At 71.5% G+C, this 24,307-nt stretch carries 22 protein-coding genes; 7 read left to right on the top strand and 15 right to left on the bottom strand.

Features of this window, described 5'->3' with window-relative positions:
* Positions 1-31: 31 nt before the first annotated feature.
* Positions 32-1,807 carry an ABC transporter substrate-binding protein gene (locus O7602_RS09890; protein ID WP_281588082.1) on the top strand — a complete coding sequence of 592 codons (1,776 nt, stop codon included), beginning with the start codon at positions 32-34 and terminating at the stop codon, positions 1,805-1,807.
* Positions 1,808-1,883: 76 nt separating this feature from the next.
* Here O7602_RS09890 and O7602_RS09885 read toward each other — a convergent pair whose 3' ends face one another.
* Complete coding sequence (locus O7602_RS09885) at positions 1,884-3,062, bottom strand: glycosyl hydrolase family 18 protein (protein WP_281588080.1); 1,179 nt, start codon at positions 3,060-3,062, stop codon at positions 1,884-1,886.
* A gap of 19 nt (positions 3,063-3,081) precedes the next feature.
* Positions 3,082-4,353, bottom strand: a complete 1,272-nt coding sequence (locus O7602_RS09880) for a glycosyl hydrolase family 18 protein (RefSeq protein ID WP_281588079.1) — start codon at positions 4,351-4,353, stop codon at positions 3,082-3,084.
* Between the two features lie 159 nt (positions 4,354-4,512).
* Here O7602_RS09880 and O7602_RS09875 point away from each other — a divergent pair, with 159 nt between their 5' ends.
* Together O7602_RS09875 and O7602_RS09870 are read left to right on the top strand one after the other, a co-directional pair.
* Complete coding sequence (locus tag O7602_RS09875; RefSeq protein WP_281588077.1) at positions 4,513-5,805, top strand: protein kinase; 1,293 nt, start codon at positions 4,513-4,515, stop codon at positions 5,803-5,805.
* Between the two features lie 85 nt (positions 5,806-5,890).
* Complete coding sequence (locus O7602_RS09870) at positions 5,891-7,681, top strand: extracellular solute-binding protein (protein ID WP_281588075.1); 1,791 nt, start codon at positions 5,891-5,893, stop codon at positions 7,679-7,681.
* A gap of 4 nt (positions 7,682-7,685) precedes the next feature.
* Here O7602_RS09870 and O7602_RS09865 read toward each other — a convergent pair whose 3' ends face one another.
* The gene (locus O7602_RS09865; RefSeq protein WP_281588073.1) at positions 7,686-8,573 is read right to left on the bottom strand and encodes a trypsin-like serine protease; all 888 of its coding nucleotides are present in this window, start codon (positions 8,571-8,573) and stop codon (positions 7,686-7,688) included.
* A 179-nt stretch (positions 8,574-8,752) separates the two neighbouring features.
* On the opposite strand from O7602_RS09865, the gene O7602_RS09860 reads away from it, so the two are divergent.
* Both O7602_RS09860 and O7602_RS09855 read left to right on the top strand, forming a co-directional pair.
* The gene (locus O7602_RS09860; RefSeq protein WP_281588072.1) at positions 8,753-9,412 is read left to right on the top strand and encodes a response regulator transcription factor; all 660 of its coding nucleotides are present in this window, start codon (positions 8,753-8,755) and stop codon (positions 9,410-9,412) included.
* Positions 9,409-10,521 carry an ATP-binding protein gene (locus O7602_RS09855; protein WP_281588070.1) on the top strand — a complete coding sequence of 371 codons (1,113 nt, stop codon included), beginning with the start codon at positions 9,409-9,411 and terminating at the stop codon, positions 10,519-10,521. The genes O7602_RS09860 and O7602_RS09855 overlap by 4 nt, the downstream gene beginning before the upstream one ends.
* 50 nt (positions 10,522-10,571) lie before the next feature.
* On the opposite strand, the gene O7602_RS09850 is transcribed toward O7602_RS09855, so the two are convergent.
* From O7602_RS09850 to O7602_RS09825, 6 genes are read right to left on the bottom strand one after another with little or no spacing between them, the layout of a single operon-like run.
* Complete coding sequence (locus O7602_RS09850; RefSeq protein ID WP_281588068.1) at positions 10,572-11,489, bottom strand: PfkB family carbohydrate kinase; 918 nt, start codon at positions 11,487-11,489, stop codon at positions 10,572-10,574.
* On the bottom strand, positions 11,486-12,352 hold the full coding sequence (locus O7602_RS09845; protein ID WP_281588067.1) for a PfkB family carbohydrate kinase: 867 nt from the start codon (positions 12,350-12,352) through the stop codon (positions 11,486-11,488). The genes O7602_RS09850 and O7602_RS09845 overlap by 4 nt, the downstream gene beginning before the upstream one ends.
* 11 nt (positions 12,353-12,363) lie before the next feature.
* Positions 12,364-13,215 carry a hypothetical protein gene (locus tag O7602_RS09840; protein ID WP_281588066.1) on the bottom strand — a complete coding sequence of 284 codons (852 nt, stop codon included), beginning with the start codon at positions 13,213-13,215 and terminating at the stop codon, positions 12,364-12,366.
* A 29-nt stretch (positions 13,216-13,244) separates the two neighbouring features.
* Entirely contained in the window at positions 13,245-14,237 is a 993-nt protein-coding gene (locus O7602_RS09835; RefSeq protein WP_281588065.1) for an ABC transporter substrate-binding protein, read from the bottom strand.
* A 14-nt stretch (positions 14,238-14,251) separates the two neighbouring features.
* Positions 14,252-15,262 carry an ABC transporter permease gene (locus O7602_RS09830; RefSeq protein ID WP_281588063.1) on the bottom strand — a complete coding sequence of 337 codons (1,011 nt, stop codon included), beginning with the start codon at positions 15,260-15,262 and terminating at the stop codon, positions 14,252-14,254.
* Positions 15,259-16,026, bottom strand: coding sequence for an ATP-binding cassette domain-containing protein (locus tag O7602_RS09825; protein ID WP_281588061.1), 768 nt, complete (start codon positions 16,024-16,026; stop codon positions 15,259-15,261). The genes O7602_RS09830 and O7602_RS09825 overlap by 4 nt, the downstream gene beginning before the upstream one ends.
* Before the next feature lie 193 nt (positions 16,027-16,219).
* Between O7602_RS09825 and O7602_RS09820 the strand changes: the two genes are divergently transcribed.
* Positions 16,220-17,626 carry an FAD-binding oxidoreductase gene (locus tag O7602_RS09820; protein ID WP_281588060.1) on the top strand — a complete coding sequence of 469 codons (1,407 nt, stop codon included), beginning with the start codon at positions 16,220-16,222 and terminating at the stop codon, positions 17,624-17,626.
* Positions 17,623-18,561, top strand: coding sequence for a YhfZ family protein (locus O7602_RS09815; protein WP_281588058.1), 939 nt, complete (start codon positions 17,623-17,625; stop codon positions 18,559-18,561). Before O7602_RS09820 ends, O7602_RS09815 begins: the two co-directional genes overlap by 4 nt.
* Before the next feature lie 26 nt (positions 18,562-18,587).
* Here O7602_RS09815 and O7602_RS09810 read toward each other — a convergent pair whose 3' ends face one another.
* The 6 genes from O7602_RS09810 to O7602_RS09785 are packed head-to-tail and all read right to left on the bottom strand — an operon-like array spanning position 18,588 to position 24,268.
* A complete protein-coding gene (locus tag O7602_RS09810) occupies positions 18,588-19,307 on the bottom strand; it encodes a tyrosine-protein phosphatase (RefSeq protein WP_281588055.1) in 720 nt (239 codons plus the stop codon).
* Positions 19,304-20,380, bottom strand: a complete 1,077-nt coding sequence (locus O7602_RS09805; protein WP_281588053.1) for an acyl-CoA dehydrogenase family protein — start codon at positions 20,378-20,380, stop codon at positions 19,304-19,306. The genes O7602_RS09810 and O7602_RS09805 overlap by 4 nt, the downstream gene beginning before the upstream one ends.
* Positions 20,377-20,976, bottom strand: a complete 600-nt coding sequence (locus O7602_RS09800) for a nitroreductase family protein (protein WP_281588051.1) — start codon at positions 20,974-20,976, stop codon at positions 20,377-20,379. The genes O7602_RS09805 and O7602_RS09800 overlap by 4 nt, the downstream gene beginning before the upstream one ends.
* A 3-nt stretch (positions 20,977-20,979) precedes the next feature.
* A complete protein-coding gene (locus tag O7602_RS09795) occupies positions 20,980-21,738 on the bottom strand; it encodes an ABC transporter ATP-binding protein (RefSeq protein WP_281588049.1) in 759 nt (252 codons plus the stop codon).
* Entirely contained in the window at positions 21,735-22,739 is a 1,005-nt protein-coding gene (locus tag O7602_RS09790; RefSeq protein ID WP_281588047.1) for an ABC transporter ATP-binding protein, read from the bottom strand. Before O7602_RS09790 ends, O7602_RS09795 begins: the two co-directional genes overlap by 4 nt.
* Positions 22,736-24,268, bottom strand: coding sequence for an ABC transporter substrate-binding protein (locus O7602_RS09785; RefSeq protein WP_281588046.1), 1,533 nt, complete (start codon positions 24,266-24,268; stop codon positions 22,736-22,738). Before O7602_RS09785 ends, O7602_RS09790 begins: the two co-directional genes overlap by 4 nt.
* Between the last annotated feature and the right edge of the window lie 39 nt (positions 24,269-24,307).

Raw genomic sequence — 24,307 nt, 5'->3', positions numbered from 1 at the left:
CCGTCACCCTCGAAGATGGAGGTCGACAGTCATGACCGACACGGCACAGCCTCTCGCCGACCCGGCAACCGGGCTCGCCCCCGAACGTGACGACCCGCGGTACGGCGGCGTCCTACGGCTGGTCGGCCCCGGCGGCGTCGACCACCTCGACACGGCAAGCGCCTACTACGCCACCTCGGCGCAGATCCTGCGCGCGCTGTCCCGCCATCTGTTCGCGTACCCGGCCACCGACGACCTGTCCTCCCCCGAGCTGTCGTTCACCCCGATGCCGGACCTCGCGGCCGAGACGCCGACCCTGGACAACGGCGGGCTCAGCGCCGACCGCCGCACCGTGACCATCCGCCTGCGCGAGGGCGTGCTCTGGGACTCGGCCCCACCGCGCGAGGTCACCGCCCACGACGTGGTGCGCGCCTTCAAGCGGCTGCCCAACCCGGTCGCGGGCGCCGGCGCGCTGCCCTACTTCACCAGCACCATCGTCGGCTTCCGGGACTACTGCGAGGCGTACCGGGCGGCGTTCACCGACGCCGAGGTCACGCCGGCGGCGCTGGCCGCCTTCCAGAACAGCCACGACATCGCGGGCCTGCGCGCCGCCGACGACCACACCCTGGTGTTCCAGCTCGTCCGGCCGGCAAACGACTTCCTGAACATCCTGGCCACCGGCTTCACCGCGCCCGCGCCGGTGGAATACGACGCCTATCTGCCGGACAGCCCGGAGTTCCGCCGCAACACCCGCTCCTGCGCGCCGTACCGGTTGACCCGCTACGCCGACCGGGGCATGGAGATCCGGATGGAGCGCAACCCGGTCTGGCGCAAGGACACCGACCCGATCCGCAACCAGTTCGTGGACGCCATCCACATCACGGTCGCCTCCGACGTGCCGGTGCCCGAGATGGAACGACGGATGGACGCCGGCGAGGTGGACCTCGCCTGGTCCTACACCGCCGTGTCCTGGGACCGCCCCAAGCCCGGCCAGGACGCCGCGCCCCGTACCTATCCCGGCTTCGCGCTCAACCCGTACCTGGTGTTCAACCTGCGCAGCCCCAACCAGGGCCGGGCCACCGCCAACCCGAAGGTCCGCCAGGCCATCGCGTACGCCATCGACAAGGTGGCGGTCGGCGAGATCCTCGACGCGCTGGACGCGCCGAACGAACCGCTGGGGTCGGTGATCCCCCGGGGCAGCGTCGGCCACCGGGAGGACTTCGACCCGTACGCGACGCCGGGCCACCGCGGCGACCGGGCCCGTGCCCGCGAGCTGCTGGTCGAGGCGGGCTACGGCGACGGGCTCACGCTGATCGCCGCGGTCCGGCAGATCGGCATCCACCGCAAGGTGATGGACTCGGTGGCGGCCAACCTCGCCGAGATCGGCATCAACCTGGAGTGGCGGTTCTTCAGCCAGGCGGAATACTACGGTTTCGCGCTCTCCGACCCGGAGGCCGGTCGGCGCGGCGACTGGGACATCGCCGAGCCCGGCTTCACCCCGGACTGGTTCGGCAACAACGGGCGGGTCATCGTGCAGCCGCTGTTCCAGAGCAACGACGTGCCGGGCACCACGAACTACGGCGGTTACCACAACCCCGAGGTCGACGCCCTCATCGAGCGGGCCCTGGAAGAGTTGGACGAGCGGCGGGCCGAGGAACTGTGGCACGAGATCGACGTACGGATCATGCAGGATCTCCCGGTCGTGCCGATCCTGTCGTTCGCCGCGATGACCTCCCGCTACCACGGCAGCCGGGTGCGCAACGCGGTGCACGTGCCGCAGATCGAGTTCTTCGACATCACCAACCTGTGGCTGGCGCCGGTGCAGTGAGGCGTCCACCACCTGTCCGCTGACCACGCACGCCCCCGGCGGTCCGCGCCGGGGGCGTGCGTGGCCGTCCGACGCCTCAGAAGCCGGCGGAGATCCGGCTGAACTCCCAGTCGCTCTGGGCGATGCCGCTGCAGTTCGACACCACACCGCCGCCGGCGCAGCCGCGGTCCCGGTTCACCGCCCAGAAGGTGAACCGGGCGAGACCGCTGTTCCGGGCGTAGTCCCGGATCCGCGTCCAGGTCTCCGGGGTGGTGACCTCCTGCTGGTCGGAGAGACCGTTCATGCCGGAGATGCCCATGTGCGCGTACGCCGTCTTGTCGTTCCAGCCGAACGTGGACTTGAGTTGGTTCTTCAGGCCCTCCGCGGCGTTGCGGGTGCTTGTGTACATGTCACTGCCGCCGCCGAAGTCGAACGGCATGATGGTGAAGATGTCCACGTTGGCGTTCAACGCCCGGGCCTGGTTGATGAGCCGGACGCCGTGCGCGTTCGGGCCGTTCGTGGTCGTGCCGAAGGTCAGGATCGTGGTGACGCCCGGGTTGTTGCGCTTGATGATGCCCAGGGCGCTCACGATGCGGTCGGCGACGGTGTAGTTCTCGAACTCGTCGTAGTTCTCGATGTCGATGTCGATGGCCTTCAGACCGAAGGTGTTGATGACCTTCTGGTACGCGCCGGCGAGGGCCTCCGGGGTGGCGCAGTTCGGGCCGAGCTTGTTGCCCTGCCAGCCGCCGATCGACGGGACGATGCTCGCGCCGGCCGCCTTGGCCTGGTTGATCCAGGACTCGTGGACGCCGCCGGTCAGGCCGCCCTCGCCGTCCCAGACCGGGTTGCAGCCGTTCGCCAACACGAACGCGACGGTGAACGCGCGGACGCCCTGGCCGGTGATCGTCGACGGGGCCGGCGGGTTGCCCCAGCCGGGGTAGACGTACGGCGCCGCCGCCATCTTGCCGGCCGGCGGCGGGTTGGTCGGCCCGGTGGGCGGCGGGGTGGTCGGGGTGGTGCCGCCGCAGGCGCCCTGGTTGGCCCAGACGTCCCACTGGCCGCTGTGCGTGGCCGGGTTCTCGTTCTGGGTCCACCACTTGGCCTGGTAGTTGACGCCCTGGTAGGAAGCCTGACCGCCGCCGACGTACACGGCGGACGACGACCAGGCCGGGTAGCAGGCCGCAGCCGCGCTGGACGTGGTCATCGGGGCGATCGCGAGCGCGGTGGCGGTGACCGTGACGGCGGCCAGGGACAGGATCTTCTGCCTGAGTTTCATGACACTCTCCTGCGGGGGTTCAGGGAAGGGTGTTGAGGTGGGGCCGGATGGTGGTGGCGAATCCGTTGCCGTTGGTGACGTCCCAGTTGACCGACCACGTCATGGCGCCACGGATGCCGGGGTAGGTGCGCGGCGGCCTGACGGAGCCGCAGTTGGTGCCCTTGGCGAGACAGTCGAGGGCCTGGTTGACCACCGACGGGTTGACGTAGCCGCCACCGGCGGCGCTCGGCGCGGCCGGCAGGCCGAGGGAGACCTGGTCCGGCCGGAGCCCGTGCTCGAGCTGGATGCAGGCGAGCGCGACGAGGAAGTTGACCGATCCCTGGCTGTACGCGGCGTTGTTGTCGCAGCCGAGCATCGCTCCGGAGTTGTAGAACTGGGTGTGGACGACGGTCAGGATGTCCTTGATGCTCAGTGCCAGTTGGAAGTACTGGCCGCCGGTGCTCTGCATGTCGATGGTCTGCGGCGCCATCGTGATGATCAGGTTCGGGTTCGTCCGGTTGCGGATGTCCCGCAGCGCCTGGGCCATGTACGTCGCGTTGACGCCGTTCTCCAGGTCGATGTCGACGCCGTCGAACCCGTAGGCGCCGATGAGGTTGACGATCGAGTTGGCGAAGTTCGCGGCGGCGCTGGAACTGGCGACCGAGATGGTGCCGCGCTCGCCGCCGACCGAGATGATGACCTTCTTGCCACGCGCGTGCAGGGTGGCGACGTCGGCCTTGAAGTCGGCGTTGGTGTAGCCGCCGAGTGAGGCGCTCAGGCCCGCGTCGATGGTGAAGGACACCGCGCCGGGCGTGCTCGTCGCATCGGCGAACGCGACCGCGACCAGGTCGTAGTCGGCCGGTACGTCACGGAGCCGGATCTCCCGGGCCGGATTGTCGAAGTTCTGCCAGTAACCGGTGAGGAAGTGCTTCGGCAGTTGGCCGTTGCCGGTCGGCGGAGGCGTGGTGGCCGGCGGGGTGGTCGTGGGCGGTGGAGTGGTCGGGGGTCGGGTGGTCGGCGGCGTCGTCGTGGTCGGCGGTGCAGTGGTCGGCGGGTTGGTGCCGCCGCAGGCGCCCTGGTTGGCCCAGACGTCCCACTGGCCGCTGTGCGTGGCCGGGTTCTCGTTCTGGGTCCACCACTTGGCCTGGTAGTTGACGCCCTGGTAGGAAGCCTGACCGCCGCCGACGTACACGGCGGACGACGACCAGGTGGGGTGGCAGGCGGCGGCCGCGGAGGCGGACGACGCCAGATAGACGGTGGCGCCACCGGCGGCCAGCACGGCGGCCAGGGCAAGGAGGGCGGGGCGACGCATGGGGGTGAGCCTTCCGGATCGGATCGGGACCGGCGCCCTATTATTAAGACTCCTAACAGTAAAGGTCCAGAGTTAGACCACCTTGGATTTTTATCGGACATGACACGATGACCCTGTCCTGCGCCGCCGGTGGCCGGGCACGACGCTGATGGAGTCGGGATGTCAGAACTGGCCGGCACGCCGCTGCCGGAGTTGGCGAAACTGTGGACGCACGATCCGATCACCGCCGGCCGGTACCGGTTGCTCGGCCGGCTCGGCGCGGGCGGCCAGGGGGTCGTCTATCTCGGGGAGGACGACGCCGGCGACCGGGTCGCGGTCAAGCTGATCAACGTCGACCTGAGTGATCCACGGGCACGGTCGCAGTTCGTGAAGGAGATCGCCGCCGCACGCCGGGTCGCCCCGTTCTGCACCGCGCAGGTGCTCTTCGCCGACGTGGACGGTGAGCGACCCTACGTGGTCAGTGAGTTCATCGAGGGCCCGACCCTGCACCGGCACGTGCGCGAGCGCGGCCCGGTGACCGGCAACGCCCTGCATCGGCTCGCGGTCGGCACGGTGACCGCGCTCGCCGCGATCCACGGCTCCGGGGTGGTGCACTGCGATTTGAAACCGGACAACGTGGTGCTCGGCAAGGACGGTCCTCGGGTGATCGACTTCGGTATCGCCCGCGCGTTGGGCGTCACCGAGACGGCATCCAGCCGGGTCATGGGAACCACCGCGTACATGGCGCCCGAGCGGTTCCGCAACGACTCGGTCGGGCCGCCCTGCGACGTCTTCGCCTGGGCGGCCACGATCGCCTTCGCGGCCGGCGGTCGGCCGCCCTTCGGCAATGACTCGCTCTTCGCCGTGATGCACCGGGTGGTGCACGATCCGCCCGAGCTGCCCGCGTTGCCTCCCGTGCTGGACGAGCTGATCCGGGAGTGCCTGGCCAAGGATCCGGCGAATCGACCCGATGCCGAGAGCGTGCTGGTGCGGCTGCTCCGGCAGACCGCCACGGGCACCGAGCCGCTACGTCGGAAGAGCCTGCTCGAGGCCGGCAACGAGACCGCGGGCGCGCCGACGCCGAACCACCCGCTCCCCCAGCTCACGCCGACGGCACCGCAGCCGCGCCCGCCGCAGACGCAGACGCCGACTCGGCCGACGGTGCCGCAGACGCCGACTCAACCAACGGTGCCGTCCCAGGCCCGGCCGACCCAGCCGGCACACCCGCCGGTGACGGAGCCCGGCGTCGGTGCCGGGCCGGACGGTGCGTTGCGGCGACTGCGTGACGAGGCCCTCGACGCCTGGGGCATTTCGACCGCGCTCTTCCTCGGCTCGGCCGGCGCCGCCGCCGGCTACGTCGCGTCGAACGCGATCGGCCCGGCCGCCGCAGCCGGGGCGGTTGCCTTCGTCGTGGTCTACCTGGTTCGGCTACTGGTCGCGACGGCGGTCGGTGGACGGTCCGACCGCGGGTGACTCGGGCGGCAGGGGCCCGGGTCGCCGGCTGGCGCCGGATCGATAGGTTGACTGGCACCGACCGCCCGGCCAGGAGGACGCCCCGATGACCTCATCCGCTACGCGTAGGCGGCAGTGGTTGCCCTACACCGCCGCCGTCACCGCCGGGCTGGTGGTCATCGCCGGGGCGTACGTGTTCGTCCGGCAGCGCGAAGCGGGCAGCGCGGGGGCCCGCACCGACTGCGCCACCACGCTCCAGGTCAACTCCTCGACGGAGAAGGCGGATCTGCTCGTCGACCTGGCCGAGCGGTACAACCGGAGCAGCCGGTCGATCGACGGCGGCGGCTGCGCCCAGGTGCACGTCAGCGCGCTCAACTCGGGCCAGGCAGCCGAGGCGCTGGCCACCGGCTGGACCCGCACCGGCCTGCCGCAGCCACAGGTGTGGCTGCCGACGTCGAGCCTGTGGACCGGCCAGCTCCGGCTGCTCGACCAGGCCGCCGGGCGGGCGCCGCAGACACCGGACCGATACCCGTCGATCGCCAACAGCCCGCTGGTGATCGCGATGCCGCAGCCCAAGGCCGAACTGGTACGCCAGCGCGGGCCGCTGGGCTGGGGGGAGATCCTGGGCCTCTCCGGCCGGGACGGGTGGGCGGGCTTCGGCAAGCCGGAGTGGGGCCGGTTCACCTTCGGCAAGGACAACCCCAACCTGTCCACCTCCGGGCTGGCGGCGACCATCGCCACCTACTACGCGGCGGTGCAACGGTCCAGCGACCTGACCCGGTCCGACCTGGCCGACCCCGCGGTCACCCAGTTCGTCCGCCGGATCGAGGCCAACGTGTCGCACTACAGCGACGACTCGGTGGACCTGCTGCGCAGTCTCGCCGAGGCGGACCTGGCCGGCGGCGCGGGCAGCACGGACGACATGAGCGCCATCGTCCTGCAGGAGGAACTGGTGGACCTCTACAACACGGGCGCGCTGAGCCCCCGGCCGGACGGGCAGGAGCGGGGCCGCCGGCCGAACGTCCCGCTTGTCGCCGTCCACCCCAAGGAGGGCACGTTCAACCTGGACCACCCGTTCGTGGTGCTGCCCTCCGCCGATGAGCGACAGCGCGCGGCGGCTGCCGACTTCCGGGCGTTCCTGACCGAGGACGCCCAGCAGGAGAGCTTCGCCCGTCTCGGTTTCCGGGACCACGAGCGCCGCGCCTCGGCGGAGCTGCTCGCCTCCGTCGGCGCCGAGCCCACCGGCGGGCTCACCTACTTCGAGCCCCCGGACCCACAGGTGGTCGGCGCGATGCTTGACGGCTGGCGAACGCTCCGCAAGAAGGCCAACATCCTGATCGCCCTGGACACGTCCGGATCCATGGAGGCGATGGTCGGCACCCGTACCCGCTTCCAGGTCGCCTCGGCGGCGGCGGGCAAGGGCCTCGCGCTGCTCAACACCGAGGACCGGGTGGGGCTCTGGTCGTTCTCCTCGGAGACACCGAAGCGGCCGAAGGGCCCCTACCGCGAGGAGGTGCCGCTCGGCGAGTTCGACCGAAAGCGGATCACCAGCAAGGTCGCCGGCCTGCAGGTCGCCGGCAGCACCGCGCTCTACGCGACGGTCCGGGCCGCACACCGAGCGCTGCTCGACCGGTACGACCCAGAGCGGATCAACGCGATCGTCGTGCTGACCGACGGCAAGAACGAGTACGGCAAGGACAACGACCTGGCCCGCGTGCTCGCCGAGGTCGCCCTGGACCCGCAGCGTCCGGTGAAGGTGTTCTGCATCGCCTTCGACCGGGAGTCGGACTTCGCCACCCTGGACCGGATCGCCAAGGCGTCGTCGGGCAAGGCCTTCGACGCGACCGATCCCAGCAAGATCGACGAAGCGTTCGTGAAGCTGGTCAGCAGCTTCTGACGCTTCACCTCGTCCGCTGCGCTGCTCGCCGGCGCCGAAGCGTCGTCAGGGCCACCGACAGCAGCACGAGCACCACGCCCACGCCCGCCCCGACCGGCATCCAGCGCGCCGGACCGGTCGGCGTCTCGATCGTGTCCGCGATCCAGTCGCCGAGGATGTCGGTGCGGGCGCTGAGGTCGGGGCCCGGATGTGGACATCCCGGGCCGGTGCTGACGACCGCGACCAGCACGGCCGTGCCGTCCGCCTGCTCGCGGAAGTAGGGCCCGCCCGAGTCGTGCGGGCACGGGCTGGTGTCCACGCGAGGCGCCCGGCCGGAGGTCTCGATGACGTCGGCACCGACCCGGCCGACGGTGAACCGGCCGGTCTGGAGCCGGCCCGCCGGGGCGAGTCCGTCGGCGGTGGTCGAGCCGTACCCGGTCAGCCGGAGCACTTCACCGGCCACCGGCGGCGCGTCGGCGAGCCGCAGCGGCACCACGCCGGTGATCGCGGTGTCGAGTTCGACCAGGGCCACGTCGACGGTGTCCGCCTGGCGGACCGCGACCACCTCCGCCTCGTACCCGGCCCGACCGGCGAGGTCCGTGCGCCCGACCGTGACACTGGTCCGGTCGGCGACGACCCGGCTGACCCGCTTACCGTCGCGGGTGCGGAAGCAGTGGCCGGCAGTGATCACCCAGCGCGGGGCGATCAGCGCGCCGGAGCACCAACTGTCCCGGGTGCCACCGCCGGCCACGGGCAGACCGGTCATGGTCAGCCGGGCCGAGAACCGGTACGCGCCGTCAGCCGCGTCCGCACCGTGCGCGATCGCGGACGCCGGCCGGGCCGAAACGGGAACGACGGTAACCACGGTGGCCGCCAGGACGGCCGTGGCACACTTCGTGACGAGTCGGAGCACGGGGTCACCAGCCTGTACGAACGGGGGCAGGAACGCACCCATGCTGGGACTCCGGTGGTCGGCGGAGCGTCAGCGGCGCCCTTATCGGTTCTTTATCCGGCAGGTGGCAGCCTTGCGGGCGGCGGTACCGGGCCCGAACATGGCGGTTCCGGGCACGGGCGGCGACGGAGAGGGGAACCGTGCGGGTGCTCATGGCGGACGACGAGCGGATGCTCGCCGACACGGTGGCCGAGGGCCTGCGCCGGTTGTCCGTCGCCGTCGACGTGGTCTACGACGGTGACAGCGCGATGGAACGGCTTGCGGTCAACCGCTACGACGTGGCCGTCCTCGACCGGGACATGCCAGGCAAGACCGGCGACGAGGTGTGCCGGTGGATCGCCGGGTCCGGCGCCGGCACCCGGGTGCTGCTGCTGACCGCCGCAGCCGGCATACGGCAACGCGTGGAAGGTCTCGGCCTCGGCGCGGACGACTACCTGACCAAGCCGTTCGCCTTCGCCGAACTCGTCGCCCGGTTGCAGGCGCTGTCCCGACGCTCGACCCCGGCGCTGCCCCCGGTGCTGGAGCGGGACGGCATCGTGCTGGACGTCACCCGGCACACCGCCTCCCGCGACGGGCTGACGCTCTCGTTGTCCCCGAAGGAGTACGCCGTCCTGCACGTGCTGATGCGCGCCGACGGCCGGGTGGTCAGCGCCGAGGACCTGCTGGAGCAGGCCTGGGACGAACACACCGACCCGTTCACCAACACGGTACGGACCACCGTGATGACCCTGCGCCGCAAGCTCGGTGAGCCGCCGGTCATCCACACGGTGCCGCGCGTCGGCTATCGGCTCGGGGCATGAGCCTCCCCTCGCCGGCCCGGCGGATAGTCCTGGTCTTCGGGCTGCTCCTGCTCATCGCCCCGTTCGTGACGACGGCCGCCGAGCTGCTGCTCGGGCTGTGGCGGGAGTTCGGCCCGTCCTGGTGCGCCACGCCCGGGTTGCGGGCACCTGGCAACGACGCCCCGTTCGTCTGCGTCCAGGTGTTCCGGCGTCCGCGCATCCCCATGACGATCGCGGTGACGGTCGTGCTGCTGGGGCTCCTGGCCGCCGGCTACCCGGCCGCGCGCTGGTGCCTGCGCCCGCTGCGGGACCTCGTGCCGGTGATCGCCAATGTCGGACCACAGAACCTGGGGCACCGGCTCCGGCCCGGCCCGGGCCGCGACGAACTGACCGTCCTGGGCCGCGCCATCGACGAGATGATGGACCGGATCGCGGTGGGATACGAGGCCCAGCGCCGGTTCGCCGCGGACGCGTCCCACGAACTGCGGACCCCGCTCGCCGTTCAGCGCACCCTGATCGAGGTCGGTCTGGCCCGCACTCTCACCGATGATCAGCTCGCGCTGCTGAGCGCGCAGCTGCTGGAGACCAACGAGCGCAACGAACGCCTGATCGAGGGGTTGCTGGTGCTCAGCGAGAGCGATCGTGGTCTGCAGACGCGCGTCCCACTGCGGCTCGACCGGATCGTCTCGGCGGTGCTGGACGCCCACCGGGCCCGGGCCGAGGAGTCCGGCGTCACGATCATCAGCCGGCTGAGCCCCCGGCTGGTCGCCGGTGAACGGGTGCTGCTGGAACGACTGGTCGTCAACCTCGTGCAGAACGGCCTGAAGTACAACCGGCCCGAGGGCACGATCGAGGTGCGGGTGGGCACGGACCCGGCGCTTGTCGTCGAGAACACCGGCGACGACGTCCCCCCGGACGAGGTCGCCGCCCTGTTCGAGCCGTTCCGACGCCGGTCCGGCAGGCGCATCGACCACGGCGGCGGCGCGGGGTTGGGCCTGGCGATCGCCCGCTCGGTCACCCGGGCTCACGGGGGCATCATCACCGCGTCCTCCACCGGCCGCGACGGGCTGCGTGTCCAGGTGACATTCCCCGCGGTGGACAACGGCACGGCGGACGCGGCCGACGACTGAGTCGTCCGACATCCGGACTGTCGACTCCATCCGTCAGCCTCCCGGATTCGTCAGACGGGCCGCACACGCACCGAGGCGAGCTCAGCGTCGACCGACTCCCGGGTGATGTCCCCGGCCGGCAGTCGGCGGGCGTTGGCGCGGGCAGCGGCGGCGGCGACGCGCAGCACGGTGCCGGGATCATTCGGCGCGGGCGCGGCATCGATCAGCCATTGCGCGGCCAGGCCGGCCAGGAAGGCGTCGCCGCTGCCGACCGGGACGGCGCCGGGAATCGCGTCGTGGGTGACGAAGATCTGCCGGCCGTCCTCCCCCAGATACCGGGCGCCGGTGGCGCCGCCGGTCACGACCACCGACCGGGCGCCCAGCGCGGCCAGCCCGGCCGGGCCGTCGTCGGTCACGGCGGCGGCCTCGGTCTCGTTCACCTTCACCATCGTGGGGCCGCGCCGCAGGGCCGCGACCAGCGCCGGTCCGTCCGAGTCGACGATGACGGGGACGCCTGCGGCGTGGGCGAGGTCCACCAGCTCGGCCAGGGCGTCGACGCCGAGCCCCGGCGGTACGCGCCCGGAGAGAGCGAGCAGGTCGGCGGTGGCGAGTTCGTCGGCCACCGCGGACACCACCGACGGCCAGATCTCAGACGACACCGGCAGCACCGGCTCGTACACCTCGGTCAGCACCCCGGCGGCGTCCAGCAGGCAGAGACACTGCCGGGTCTCGACGCCGCTGTCGACGAAGCGGACCGCCGCCGGATGGCCCAGGGCGCGGACGGTACGGCCGGTCGCGCCGCCGGTCAGCGCGATGGCGCGCACGTCGACGCCGAGTCCGGCGGCGGACCGGGCCGCGTTGAGTCCCTTGCCGCCCGCGCGGGCGACCACCTCGGTCGGGCGGTTGATCGTCCCAGCGGCGAAGGACGGCAACCAGGCGTAACGGTCGAGTGAGGTGGCCAGCCCGACCACGAGCAGCCGCCCGCTCATCCGGTCAGCAGCCCACGGTCGGGCACGACGGTCATCGGGCCTTCGATGCCGACCGCGGCGCCCGCCACCCGTACGCCGGCCCGGGTCGCCTCGACCGGACCGGCGCCGGCCAGCGAGGCGGCGATGAACCCGGCCGCGAACGAGTCCCCGGCGCCGTCGGTGTCCACGGCGTCCACGTCCGGGGCGTCGACGTGGACGGAACCGGAGGCGACGGTCAGGGTGGCGCCGCCGGGACCGAGTGTCGTGCAGACCGTCGCTCCGCCGTCGACCAGGGCGGTGGCGTCCACCCCGAGCGCTTCGAGCTCGCCCTGGCTGGGCAGCACGACGTGGGCCAGTCCGAGCGCTTCGACCAGCGCCGCCCGGGCTGTGGTGTCCAGAGCTTCCGGGCGTACGTTGGGATCGATCGAGATGCGGGCCCCGGCTGCCCGGGCCCGGCGCAACGCGGCCAGGGTGGTCCCGGCCAGCGGCTCGCCGAAGATCAGCGCCGAGCCCGACATGTGCAGCCAGTCGGCTCGTTCCGGCAGGTCGCCGAGGTGATGCTCGGCTACCAGGGTCGCCGCCGTGCCACCGACCCGGAAGTCGAACTCGCGCTCCTCGCCACGATAGGTGATGTACGCGGTGGCGGTGGGCGCGCCGGGGCTGACCGCGAGGTGGCCGATGTCCACCCCGCCCGCGGCTAGTCCGCCGGCCATCACGGTGCCGTGCCCGTCCTGGCCGACGCCGCCGACGAAGACGGTCGACACGCCGAGCCGGGCGGCGACGTAGGCGGCGATCGCGGGCGAGCCGCTCGGCCAGGGCCCGGTGTACGGCTGCCCGTACACCCGTTGGTAGGCGACGATCGCCTCGCCCACGATCAGCAGCATGGTCCCGTCCTCTACGCCGACAGCCGGGCCAGGGCCTGGTCGACCGGCAGCCCGTCGTGCACGACTCCACGCAGGCCGTCGAGCACGGCAGCGGGGCGCTCGGCCCGGAACACCCGGCGACCGAACATGACGCCGGCCGCGCCGGCCTCGATCGCGTCGGCGGCCAACTGCAGCGTGCCCTTCTCGTCCGCGCCGCCCGGCCCGCCGGCGACCAGGATCGGCGCGTAACAGGTCTGGGCGACCGGGGCGAAGGCCTCCACCGAGCCGTTCCAGATGACTTTTACCAGGTCGGCGCCGAGGTCGGCGGAGATGCGGCAGTACAGGCTGAGCACCTCGGTGCTGAGCGCGTGTGCGCCCTCCGCCTCCAGGGCCGAGCGCGGCTCGATGATCACCGCGACACCGACCTTGGCGGCGTCGGCGACGATCCGGGCGTTGCGCTCGATCTCGGCACGCTCGAGGGTGCTGTCGCGCTGGCCGACGTAGAGATAGGTCATGACGGCGTCGATGCCGGCCGCCGCGACCTCCTCGAGCGAGGCGAGTTGGGCCAGCACCCCTTCACTACGCCCGTCCTGGCCCGGGGTGTAGATCCTGCGGCCGTGGTTCTTCCAGTCCAGGTGCAGCACGGCGGCGGGCCGGCCGCGACCGACGTAGAAGTCCTCCATCAGCGGCAGCATGCCCGGGGAGACCATCACGCCGTCGGCCGCGCCCAGGTGGGCGAAGGCGGTGTCGATCTCGGCGCGGGTGCGCAGCCCGGAGGGCGGACCGCTCATCACGCCGTGCGAGGCGGCGATGACGACCGATCGTCCGGTGCTCGGGTTGAGCAGGCGGCCGAGGCGGATCTTCTTACCCGTACGGGTATCCATGTCTTGCCTTTCGGACGGGGAGAAGGAGCTCAGGCGGCGGGGCACGTGAAGCTGTAGAGGTATTTCTTCACCTCGGGGCTGTCGAGGTTGTCCTTGGTGGCCACCACCGCACCGGTGGTGATCTTCTTGGTGACCTCCTTGCCGGTGAGCGCGTTGACGGCCTGCTCGCCGGCCGCGAGGCCCTCGTCGTAGGGCTTGAGCACCACCTGGGCGGCGACCTCGCCGTCCTGGATCTGCTTGACGCCGGGCGGGTTGGCGTCGAAGCCGACGATGGTGACCCGGTCGTCGTTGGCCGCCCGCAGCGCCGCGACGGCACCCTCGGTGTTGAACGCGGCGGTCGAGAAGATGCCGATCAGGTCGGGGTTGGCGGCGACGGTGGCCGAGACGATCGACGACGCGGTCTGCACGCTGTTGTTCGAGTACTGCTGGCCCAGGTCCTTGAGCTTCGGGTTGGCCTTGAGGCCCTCGGCGAAGCCCTTGAACCGGTCGTCGGTGGTGGTGACGCCGGCCGACAGGTTGACCGTGAGCACCGAGCCCGCCTTGTCCCCGAGCAACTCGATCAGCTTGGCCGCGGCGGTCTTTCCGGCCTCGATGTTGTCCGAGGTTACCTCGGCCTCGGCCAGCGACGGGTCCTCAAGCGTGGTGTCGACGAGCACGACCTTGATGCCCTGGGCGGTGGCCTGCTTGAGCGGGGCGTAGAGGGCCTTGCTGTCGGTCGGGGCGATGATGATGACATCGGGCTTCTTGGCCACGACGGCCTGCAGGATCGGGATCTGGTCGGTCGGGCTGAACGACTTGGGGGCCTGCACCTCGACCGTGGAGCCGCTCTCCTTGGCCGCCGCCTGCACGCCGCAGGCCACCGAGCCGTAGTAGGCGTCGTTGGCCACGCCGGGGATCAACGCGATCTTGAAGCCGCCGGTCTTGTCACCGCCGCCGGCCTCGTCGTCACCGCCACCGCAGGCGGTCAGCGCGGTCAGGCTCAGGACCGCGGTCGCGGCCACCATCCACTTGTACGTGCGCATGGGGGAGTCCAATCTCATCGGGTGGTGCGGGAGCGGCGACGGAGCTGGTCGAGGTAGACGGCGGCGACGAGGACGACGCCGACCGCGAAGTCGCGCCAGAAGGAGTTGAGCCCCACGATGACCAGCCCGTTGGCGAGCACAGCCGGGATCGTGGTGCCGACGAGGGTGCCGAACATCGTGCCGACGCCACCGAAGAGGCTGGTGCCGCCGATGACGACCGCGGCGATCACCGCCAGGTTGTCGGTGCCGTGGCCGCTGAGCGTGGTCGAGCCGAACTGCGCGTAACTCATGATTCCCGCCAGCCCGGCGAGCAGGCCGGCGATCGCGTAGACACTGATCAGGTGCCGGTCGACGTTGATGCCGGCGCGACGGGCCGCCTCGGCGTTGGAGCCGATCGCGTAGGTGCGGCGGCCGTAGCGGGTGAACGCCAGGAACACGCCGCCGATCAGGGCGACCAGCAACGCCACCCAGACCAGCCAGGGCAGGCCCAGGAACCGCCCGACGCCCAAGGTGTCGATCAGCTCGTTGGGCACGTCCTTGAGATCGTTTCCGTCGGTGATGATCTGGGCCAGGCCCAGGGCCGCGCCGAACGAGCCGAGCGTGGTGATCAGGGGTGGCACCCGCATCTTCGTGATGACCAGGCCGTTGACGACGCCCCAGACCGCGCCGGCGAGCATCGACACGACGATGCCGACGATGCTGGCGCCCCAGCCCTGCGGGCCGATCGCGATCATCACCTTGCCCGCGATCACGCCGGAGAAGACCAGAACCGAGCCGACCGACAGGTCGACACCCCCGGTGATCAGGACAAACGTGGCGCCGACCGCCATCACGATCAGCAGCGAGGCGTTGATCAGGACGTTGATGAGGTTGGCGCTGGTGAGGAAGGCGTCGAAGTCGAGGATGGCGAACAGCGCGACGATCACGATGAGGATCACGGTGATGTCGGTGGCCGAGCCGAGCAGCAGACGCCGCTTCCGGTCGGTCGGCGGTGTCTCGGCCGGCGTCTCGGTCGTGGTGGTCATGCCGCTCCCTCGCTGCTGAAGGCGCCGGTCATGGCGCCGACAATCTGTTCCTCGGTGGTGTCGGCCGTGGTCAGCCGGGCCACCCGGCGGCCCAGGCGCAGCACCTCGATGCGGTCGGAGACGGCCATGACGTCGGGCAGGCTGTGGCTGACCAGCACGACGGAGCGACCGGAGTCGCGGACGCGACGGATCAGGTCGAGCACCGCCCGGGTCTGCGGCACGCCGAGCGCGGCCGTCGGCTCATCCATGATCACCAGCTCGTTGGCCCAGGTGACGGCGCGCGCGACCGCGACGCTCTGCTGCTGCCCGCCGGAGAGCATGGCCACCGGCGCGGAGGCGTCCTTGATCTTGACGTTGAGGTCGGTGAGCACCCGCTGCGCGTGCCCGGCCATCCGCTTCTTGTTGAGCACGCCGAACCACCCGAGGACGCCTTTGGCCAGCACCTCACGACCCAGGTAGAGGTTGGCCGCGGTGTCCAGATCGGGCGCCAGGGCCAGGTCCTGATAGACGGTCTCGATGCCCATGCCGTGGATCTCCCGGGGCGAGCGACCGGCGATGGACTGCCCGCGGAAGAGGATCTCGCCCCCGTCCGGGCTGTGCACCCCGCAGATCGTCTTGATCAGCGTGCTCTTGCCGGCGCCGTTGTCGCCCATCAGCGCCACCACCTCGCCCGCGTCGATCGAGAAGCTCGCCCCACGCAGCGCCTCGACGGCGCTGAACCGTTTCCGCACCTCGCGCGCTTCGAGCAGTGCGTTCGTCGTCACCGCTTCTCACCTTCCCGTAACGGGCCCTGGCTGAAGACCATCATCGAACATTCAGAAATCTGCTTGTTGACCGAAGCTACGAGCACCAGTCATCTTGTGTCAATAGCTGAGGTCAGGCAGGTTTCCGCGCCTTGACAATTCAGGTTTCTGAGGATTGAGTGGTTGTATCGTTCCGCTACCTAGGGAGTACGTCATGTCCGCTGCCGCGGTGATCGACCAGCTGCGCCGCTCGTTCGGTCCGGACGCGCTTCTCACCGGCGAAGCCGACCGCGACGCCCGCAGCCACGACACCTGGCCGGTCACCACGGTCTGGGCCAAGCTCGGCCGGCACCCCCACCGGCCCGACGCGATCGTGCGCGCGGCGAGCGTCGCCGACGTGGTCGAGGCGCTCCGAATCGGCGCCGAGACCAGCACCCCGGTCACCGCCTGGGGGCTCGGCTCCTCGGTCACCGGACAGCCGCTGCCGGTCGCCGGCGGCATCGTGCTCGACCTGGCCGGGCTGGTCTCCGAGCCGGAACTCGATGAACTCGACCGTACGGTCTCCGTCGCGGCCGGCGTGCGGGGCAGCGACCTCGAGGCGTGGCTGGACGAGCGCGGCCTGACCCTCAACCACTCCCCCCAGTCGCTCGGTCGCTCCACAGTGGGCGGCTGGATCGCCACCCGCGCCACCGGCCAGTTCTCCTCCCGCTACGGGGGGATCGAAGATCTGGTCGTCGGCTATCAGGTGGTGCTGGCCGACGGCACGGTCGCCGACCTCGGCCAGCGCCCACGCGCCGCGATGGGACCGGACCTCAAGGAGTTCTTCCTCGGTTCCGAGGGCACCCTCGGCGTGGTCACCCACGTGACGCTGAAGGTCTTCGCCCGCCCCGAGCGCCGGATCGTCGAGGCCTTCACGCTGCCGTCGCTCCACGCCGGCCTCGACGTGATGCGCGAGGTCACCCAGGCCGGGCTGCGCCCCTTCCTGGTCCGCTTCTACGACATCGACGAGGCTGCGCACGCGGTGCCGGACAGCCCGGTCACCGCACCGGTATTGTTCCTGGGACACGAGGGCCTGGCCGGCGTGGCGACCGCCGAGCACGCCGCGGCCACCGCGATCGTGACGGCGCATGGAGGGGCGAGCATGGGTGCGGCACCGGTCGACGCCTGGATGGCGCGACGCTACGACTTCTCCTCGGTGGAAAACCTGCTCGCCGAGCCCGGCGGCTACGCCGAGACCGTCGAGGTGGCCAACGTGTGGAGTCGCATCGGCCCGATGTACACCGAGCTCAAGGAACAGCTGGCGCCCCTGGCCGAGGAGGTGCTGGGCCACTTCTCACACGTCTACGACCAGGGATCGTCGCTCTACATGATCCTGCGTGGACACGCCGATGACGACGAGACGGCGCTGGCCCGGCTGGAGGAGATCTGGGCCCGGGCCATGAAGGTGGTCGTCACCCACGACGGCGAGATCTCCCACCACCACGGCGGGGGCCTGGCCCGCCAGCCCTGGGTCCGCGAGTCGCTGGGCACCGGCTATCCGGTGCTGAGCAGGGTCAAGGACGCGCTCGACCCCGACCACCTGCTCAACCCCGGCAAGCTCGGGTTCGGCGCCCGCCCGTGACCGTTCCCGCCAAGCCCGACGTCCGCGCCCACCTCGCCCGGATGCTGTTGGCCCGTGAGGTCGGCCAGCGCATCCCGACCGTGCAGGAGCTGCAGGCCAGCACCAACGCGGGGACGGGCACGGTCGTCAAGGCGCTGCGCAACCTCCAGGAATCCGGCGCGGTGACCCTGACCGCGCGCGGCCATCAAGGCACCGTGGTGGTGAACCGCGACGTCGGCCAGTTGTGGAACGCGGCCGCCCTGGGCAACTTCCGGATGATCCTGCCGCCGCAGGGGCCGATCGAGCAGCAGGGCATCCTCGAGGTGGTGCAGAACGCGCTCACCGGCCTGGGCGTCGCGGTGGTGGCCGACTTCCGGCCCGGTGCCCGCACCCGGCTCGAAGACGTCTACCACGAACGGGTCCACGCGACCGTCACCTCGGCCGGCGCCCTCGAACGGCACCGGGCCACTTTGCCCGGACTGACCGGGCTCGACCTGGGACCGGCCACCTTCTATTCCCACGGCTCTCTCGTTGTGGTCGAGCACGCCACCCGACCGCCCCGCGCGCCCCTGCGGGTCGGCATCGACCGCAACTCGTACGACCACCAGCGGCTCAGCGAGGCCGAGTTCGGTGACCGGGCACCTGAGTACGTCCAGGTTCCGTTCGTGCTGGCCCCGGCCGCCGTGCTGGCCGGTGACGTCGACACGGCGGTCTGGCACAGCATGCCCACGGTCATCCCACCGGAGTTGGCCGGGCTACGCCTCAACCCGCTCGGCGGCCCGGCCGCGCTCGTGTGTGGCCAGATCTCCCCCGCCGTGATCGTCACCCGTAGCCTCGACCCCGGCGTCAACGCCCTGCTCCGGCACGTCCTTCCGGCCGACGTCACCCGCACCCAGGGTCGCCTGCTCAAGTCCGCCGCCACCGAGGGCTACGTCGGCCGCCTTCGCCTGCACTGACTGTCCGCGCCCGGGGCGGTGACCGGTCAGTGCTCCACCAGGCCGGCCCGCAACGCCGTGATCTCGTCGGCGCCGAAGCCCTCCGTCGTCAACCAGTTGGCGACGCCGCCGTGCCGCTGCTCTACCCGCGCCAGGAAGTGTCGCATCGTGGCGGGCTCCGCGGTGTGCGCCTCCTCGGGCAGGGACGCGATCCGCTTCTCCCAGGCCGGCAGCACCCGCGTCTGGTTCCGGATGGCCACCAGATGCTCCCGGGAGCGTGCGTAGTCCTCGATCACGTCGCCGGGACGCACTCCGAGCGCGGCGAGCAGCACGGCGACGACCACGCCGGTGCGGTCCTTGCCCGCGGTGCAGTGCACCAGCAGCGGGTGGTCGCGGGCGTCCACCGCGTGCCGCACCGCCGCGATGATCGTCCGGGCGGACACGACGAGCATGTCGGCGTAGTGCTCGGCCAGGCGCACGCTGGGGTCCGGATGCACCGGCCGCAGGCTCGACCGGCCGAACGGCAGGTGCATGACCCGCAGCCCGCTGGTGAGCCGGTCCCGTTCGCTGGTCTCCGCGATCTCCCGGCGGCCACGCAGGTCGATCCGGATCCGGATGCCCGTCGCCGCGCGGAAGACCTCCGCCTCGTCCGGACCGAGGAAGACCGGGGTGGCGCTGCGGTAGAGCGCGCCGGAGCGTACCCGCCCGCCCTCGACGGTCGGCAGGCCGCCGAGGTCCCGGAAGTTCAGCGGGGCGGGGCGGCTCATCGGGCGGTGAGCAGGCGGTCGGCGAGTTCCTCCCGCTGGGTCGCCGGCCCGTCGAACAGCAGCTCGCTGCTCTTGGCCCGCTTGAAGTAGAGGCCGATCGGGTGCTCCCAGGTGAAGCCGATGCCACCGTGCACCTGCACGGCGGTGGCGGTGACCCGGAAGTACGCCTCGGAGCAGAACGCCCGCACGGTCCGGGCCTGGACGGCGAAGGCGTCGTCGTCCCGGGTGTCGTCCACCGCGAACACGAGCGACCGCATCGACTCGACGTCGAGCAGGCGCTCGGCGCACAGGTGCTTGACCGCCTGGAAACCCCCCACCGGTCGGCCGAACTGTTCCCGGCTCGACGCGTGCTCGACGGTCAACTCCAGCGCCCGGGCCGCGCCGCCGGTCTGCTCCGCGGCGAGCGCGACCATCGCCTGGTCGCGTACCCGGGCCGCCACCGCGGACGCCTGTCCGGGCCGGCCGAGCCGCCGTGCCCGGACGCCGTCGAACCGCACCACCGCCTGCCGGCGGGTCGGATCCAGCACGGGCGACGGTGTCACGGTCACCCCCTCCTCGGCCGGGTCCACCGCCAGCACGTCGACGCCGTCGGCGGTCCGGGCGACCACGAGCAGGAGCGACGCCGCCCCGGCGTCGACGACGTGCGGCGCGGTCCCGTCGAGCACCCACGCGCCGTCGGCGCCGGTCCGGGCGCGCAGGTCGCCGCGGAGCGCGACGGCCGTCCGCAGGTACCCGTCGGCGATCCGCGGCAGCCACTCGGCGCAGGCCCGCTCGTCGCCGAGACGCAGCAACAACTCGGCCCCGAGGGCCACGGTGGCGAAGTACGGGCCGCCGTACAGGACCCGGCCGAGTTCCTCGAACACGAGCCGCGACTCCGCGCCGCCGAACCCCTGCCCGCCGTACGTCTCGGGAATGGCCACGCCGGGCAGCCCCAGCTCGACCGCCATCCGTTGCCAGGTCGAGGGTTCGAAGCCCACCGGATCGGCCATCAGCCGCCGGACCTCGGACTCCGGTGACACCCTCGCCAGGAAGCCGCGCAACGACCGGCGGAAGTCGTCCAGTTCGTCGCTCACCGGGTCGCCTCCCAGGTGTCCCAGTAGACGACGGACTCCAGCGGACGCCGCCGGGCCTCCCCCCACCGGCCGGTCGGCACGCCGACCGGGATCAGCGCCCAGGCGATCGCGTCCGGCGGCAGGCCGAGCACCTCGCGCACCTCGTCGGCGGCGTGCCGGTGCGTGGTGGTGAGTGTCGTGCCCAGGCCCAGGGCCCGCGCCGCCAACATCAGGTTCTGCACCGCCGGGTAGACCGACGACGGCTCGTCCACCGTCGTCACCGGAACGATCAGGGCCGGCGCCTCACCCATGTGCTCGGCCAGGTGGTCCGCCGAGCGCAGCATGCGGGCCTGCCGCTCGGCCGCCTCGGGGTCGGTCGGTACGCGGTCGTCGTACCGCCGGCGGACCGGCGCCCAGCAGGCCCGGTAGATCTCACCGAGCCGGGCCCGCCGCGCGGCGTCGGTGACCACCACCCAGCGCAGCCACTGGGCGTTGCCGCCGGACGGCGCGCAGTGGGCCGCGCCCAGGATGGTCCACAGTTGTTCGTCGGTGACCGGCACGGTGGGATCCAGCCGGCGCATCGCGCGCGTGGTCCGAATCGCCTCGAAGATGTCCATGGGTCAGGCTCCTTCGGCGGAGTGCATCAGGCGGCGTTCCAGGCTTGGGGTCGCCGAGATCAGGGCGCGGGTGTAGTCCGACTCCGGGCGGGTGAGCACCCGGTCGGTCGGCCCCTGCTCCATCACGGTGCCGTTGCTCAGCACCAGGACCCGGTCGGCCAGGTGGCTCACCACGGCGATGTCGTGCGAGATGAAGACGATCGCGATGCCGAGGTCGGCCCGGACCTGGTTGAGCAGGTTGAGCACGGTGGCGCGCACCGACACGTCCAGCGAGGACACCGCCTCGTCGCAGACCAGCACCGTCGGTTCGGCCGCCAGCGCGCGGGCGATCGAGACGCGTTGGCGCTGGCCGCCGGAGAGCTGTGTCGGGCGGCGGTCGGCGTCGGCCTCGCTGAGCCCCACGTAGCGGATGTATTCCATCGACGGTTCGCGGAGCCGGCGTGACAACCGGCGGTTGACCGCGGTCACCTCGGCCATCGAACGCCAGACGGGCAGCCGCGGGTTCAACGCCCCGGCCGACTCCTGGACGATCATCTGCACCGACCGCCGTCCGCCGGCGAGGTGCTCGACGGTGCCCTCGGTGGGCGGCAGGAAGCCGGCGATGATCCGGCCCAACGTGGACTTGCCGGATCCGGATTCGCCGACGACGCCGAGCACCTCGCCACGCGCCAACTCCAGGCTGACGTCGGAGAGCACCCGGTGGGCCCGGTGGCCCGTACCGTAGTCCTTGGACACGTTCTCCACCCGCAGGACCTGGCTCATCGACACACCTCCGCCCGGTCGGCGCTGCTGGCCGGGACCGTCCCGTCGAGCGGGTGCCGGCACCGCACCAGGCTCTCCCCGACGGTGCGCAGTGCGGGGTGTTCCCGGCAGTCGTCGGCGGCCCGGGGACATCGGGCCGCGTAGTTGCACCCGCCGCCGGTCCAGCCGCCCGGCCGGTCGGCGGTGATCTCCGGGAAGGTCCGCAGCCGGTCACCCCCGAGCCTCGGCACGCAGTCGAGCAGCGCCTGCGAATAGGGGTGTCGTGGCCGGCTCAGCATCGCGTCCACCGCGCCGATCTCCTTCACCTCACCGCGGTAGAGCACCATCACCCGGTCGCTCACGTCGCCGAGGACGCCCAGGTCGTGGCTGATGAAGACGGCGCTCAGCCCGCGTGCGGCGACCAGTTCCCGGATCAGGACGAGGATGTCCTTCTGCAACGAGACGTCCAGCGCCGTGGTGGGCTCGTCGGCGAGGACCACGTCGGCCTCGCAGCTGAGCGCCATCGCGATCATCACCCGCTGGCACATGCCCCCGGAGAGCTGGTGCGGGTAGCTGTCCAGGACCCGGTCCGGGTCGAGCCGGACGTCGCGCAGCGCCGCCGCCGCCCGCTGCCGGGCCTCGCTCCGGCCGGCGGGCAGGTGCGCCCGGACGACCCGGACGATCTGGTCGCCCACCCGGCGCATCGGGTGCAGCGCGGAGACGCTCTCCTGGAAGATCATCGCAACCCGCCGGCCGCGGATCGCGCGGAGCCGGCGGCCCCGGAGCCCGACCAGTTCCTGGTCGTCGAGACGGATGCTTCCGGTCACCTCGGCGTCCGGCGGCAGCAGGCCCAGCGCGGCGAGGGCGATGGAGGACTTGCCGCTGCCGGACTCCCCCGCCACGCCGAGGACCTCACCGCGTCCGACCGCGAAGGAGACGTCACGCACCGCGGGCTCGGGGCTCCCCGCGAACCTGACGCTCAGGTCGCGGACCGTCAGGGCCGCCTGCTCCGCGCCTGTCACTTGCGGGCCACCGTCGACATGTCCGGTCGGCCGCTGGCGTTCGGCTCGTAGCCGGCCACCTGGTCGGACACCCCGACGATCATCGGTACGGTGAACAGCGGCGCGAACGGCGCGACCTCGGCGACCTTCTTGGCCAGTTCGGTGGCCGCGGCCTTGCGCGGCTCGAAGTCGAACGTGGTGAGCAGCTTCTCCTGCAGCGGCGCGGTGCCGAAGTCGGTCTTGCCGGCGTTGTAGTAGGAGTCCGGGTTGAGCAGGCGGCCGTAGGTGATCGCCGGATCGGCGTGGCCGGTCCAGCCGGACAGGAAGCAGGGCGCCTGGCCCTTGGCCCAGAACGCCTCGGTCGCCGCGGCGGCGGTCTCGGACTGGATGGTGACGTCGATGCCGATCTTCTTCAGCGAGTCGATGATGATCGGGCCGCTGGTCTCGTAGTTGAGGCCCGGGAAGGTCAGGCACTTCATGGCCACCCGCTTGCCTCCGGTGGCCTGCGCGACGAGCGCCTTGGCCTTCGCCTCGTCGTAGGCGTAGGTGGGCGTGATCGACGCGTCGTGGTAGGGGTGGGTCGGCGGCAGCGCCGTCCAGGTCACCTCGGCGGCGTCACCGCTGGCGGCCTTGCGGATGACCTCCCGGTCGAGCGCGTAGTTGATCGCCTGCCGGATCTCCACCTTGTCGGTCGGCGCCAACTTCGCGTTGAAGTTGATCATCGTCTCGGAGTACGCGGGGCCGACGACCACCTGCTTGCCCGGCACCGTCTTCAGCTTGTCCACGCTCAGCGGCGGCACCGAGACCGCCACGTCGACGACGTTGCTCTGGAACGCCGTCACCATGGCCTGCGGGTCCTTGAACACCTGCCAGTTGAGCGTGGGCGCCGCGCCCTTGTCCCCCCAGTACGCGTCGTTGCGCTTGTAGTTGACCGCGGCGCCGGTCTGCAGGTTCTCCAGCGTGTACTTCCCCGCCCCGACCGGGCGGGCGGCGAAGTCCTTGCCCTCCTTCTGCACGGCGGTCGGCGAGACGATCATCCCGGCCCGGTCGCTCAACGCGGTCGGGATCGAGGAGTCCGGCTTGCTCATCGCGAGCACCACCGTGTTCGCACCCTCGGCGGTGATGGTGGAGACGCTGGCGATGTCCTGGCCGTTGGCGGACGCCTTGAACCGTTCCATGCTCGCCTTCACGGCGGCGGCGTCCAGCTTCGTGCCGTCGGAGAACGTGACGCCCTCGCGCAGCGTGAGCGTGATCGAGGAGCCGTCGTCCGCGACCTTCCAGGACGTGGCCAGGCCGGGGCCGAGTTCGCCGGTCTTGGGGTCGCCGACCAGCAGCCGGTCGTAGATCAGGTTCAGATGCGGATAGTCGTACCCCGACGAGCTGACGGTCGGGTCCAGCGAGGTCGGGAAGTTCACCGTGCCGATCTTCACCGGTCCGGCGGAGGACGAGTCGTTACCGGAGTCGTCGGACCCGCAGGCGGACACGGCGCCGAGGACGAGGATGCCGACGGCGAGGACGGTGGTCGGTGTGCGGCGGTCGAATATGGTCATTGCTGCTCCTCATCACGGGACGGGTGTGACAGGGGTGGA

The organism is Micromonospora sp. WMMD1128 (assembly GCF_027497235.1).
Lineage (GTDB): Bacteria > Actinomycetota > Actinomycetes > Mycobacteriales > Micromonosporaceae > Micromonospora.
This window is presented reverse-complemented; position numbering and strand designations above follow the sequence as displayed.